Genomic DNA, 1,945 nt, shown 5'->3' with positions numbered 1-1,945 from the left:
TCCTCTGGATGCGGTGGTTGCACGCGCAACGACCGCATCCAGAGGACGAAACGCGGTGGAGGCGCGTGCGCTGGGGGCGTCATTGGTTACGCTCTGCACAAGCAGCACGAGGGAGGAGTCCGGGTTGGGCGAGACGACGGGTAAACCGGCGCACCTGTCTTCCAGTGTGCCCGACCCCTGGTCGGTGCCCGTGCTGCCGAGGCCGCGCCGCCCGCACCCCAAGGTCGTCGTCAAGGCCGATCTGCTGCCCGCGATCAGCGTCCTGTCCACGGCGGGGCTGCTCGGCTTCCCGCTGGCCTGGCTTTGGTCACGGCTCGCGCCGCCACAGCGGATGCGCGTGATCAACGACCGCGGCGCCCTCGCCCCGCTGGAGCTGGAGAGCTGGCACCGCTTCGACGACCTGGCGGTCTACGGTTTCCTCGCGCTCGGCGCCGGGCTGCTGATCGGCATCGTGACCTGGCTGCTGCGGGAGCGCCGCGGCCCGGTCGTGCTGATCGCCGCCACCGGCGGCGCGACCCTCGCGGGCTGGCTGGGGACGACGATGGGGGTCGCGTTCGCCAACGGCCGCTACGAGATCGGCGCGGCGCCCGCCGTCGGCGACGTCATCGCGAAGGCGCCGCAGATCGAATCCCCGTGGATCATGCTCGCCGCGCCGTTGATGACCACGCTGGCGTACACGTTGCTGACCGCGTGGAACGGACGGGAAGACCTGGGCCGCCGCCTCGGCTGACGGATTTCCTCTAGGGTGGGCCGGGACACATCTCTAGGGGGCTTTCTCTTGACCGACGACATCGAGGTTTCCCGGCACAACGCCGTCCGTTTCCCGGGGATCAGCCCGCGCGCCTACGAACACCCCGTGGACCGCGGCGCGCTGGCCACGCTGCGCGCCGTTCCCGGGTTCGCGCAGGTCGTGAAGGCGGTTTCGGGCTTCTACGCCGAACGCGGCGAGCGGCTGATGGCCCTCGCGTCCGCGATCAGGGTCGGCCCGAAGCAGTATCCGGAACTGGACAAACTGCGCAACGAATGCGCCGAAACGCTCGACCTCGACCGCGTGCCGAACCTGTTCGTCGCCCGCAGCCCCGAGGTCAACGCGCAGACGATCGGTATGGACGAGCCGTTCATCGTGCTCAACACCGCGGCCGTCGAGGCGATGGACCTCGCGTCGCTGCGGTTCGTGATCGGGCACGAGATGGGGCACGTGCTGTCCGGGCACGCGGTGTACCGCACGATCATGATCCGGCTGATCGGCCTGCAGATGTCGATGTCGTGGACGCCGGTGAGCGCGATCGGCATCCGCGTCGTCATCGCCGCGCTGCGCGAGTGGTACCGCAAGGCCGAGCTGTCCTGCGACCGCGCCGGCCTGCTGTGTTCGCAGGACCCGACGGCGGCGCTGCGCTCGCAGATCCTGGTGGCGGGCGGGATCGACCCGGCGAAGATCGACATCCCGGCCTTCCTGCAGCAGGCGTCGGAGTACGAGTCGGTCGAGGACATCCGCGACAGCTACCTGAAGCTGCGTTACGTCGAGACGATGTCGCATCCGCTGGCCGTCGTGCGCGCCGCGCAGTTGCAGAAGTGGGCCGCGTCCGAGGAGTACCGGGGGATCCTGGCGGGTGAGTACCCGCGCCGCGACGAGGACGCGCCGTCTTCCAACTGGACCGAGGACCTGAAGTCGGCCGCGAAGTCGTACAAGGAATCCTGGAACGGCTCGACCGACCCGCTGACGAAGGTGTTCAGCGACGTCGGCGAAGCGGTGTCCGGGGCGGCGGGCAAGGTGTGGAGCAAGTTCGGCGGGGGCAACGGGTCGGACGAGGGTGCTGCGCCGGAGTCCGGTAAGTAGCGTTTCGCGACAGCTATGACACTTGAGGTATGTCTTAGGTGCCTACTGGCTTCCGGCCGCTGTTGATCCCAGGCTCCGGCCCGGGGGTTCCGGCGGTGTGTCGCGGAA

Annotated in this window: 2 protein-coding genes; both read left to right on the top strand. The window is 69.2% G+C overall.

Annotated features, from left to right (window positions below; all coding sequences use genetic code 11):
* The first annotated feature begins 124 nt into the window (after nucleotides 1-124).
* Nucleotides 125-730 carry a DUF2567 domain-containing protein gene (locus tag ACXIZN_RS43115; protein WP_457960769.1) on the top strand — a complete coding sequence of 202 codons (606 nt, stop codon included), beginning with the start codon at nucleotides 125-127 and terminating at the stop codon, nucleotides 728-730.
* 48 nt (nucleotides 731-778) lie between these two features.
* Nucleotides 779-1,837, top strand: a complete 1,059-nt coding sequence (locus ACXIZN_RS43110; protein WP_457960768.1) for a M48 family metallopeptidase — start codon at nucleotides 779-781, stop codon at nucleotides 1,835-1,837.
* Nucleotides 1,838-1,945: the final 108 nt, after the last annotated feature.

The organism is Amycolatopsis sp. TRM77291, from assembly GCF_054166285.1.
This window is presented reverse-complemented; position numbering and strand designations above follow the sequence as displayed.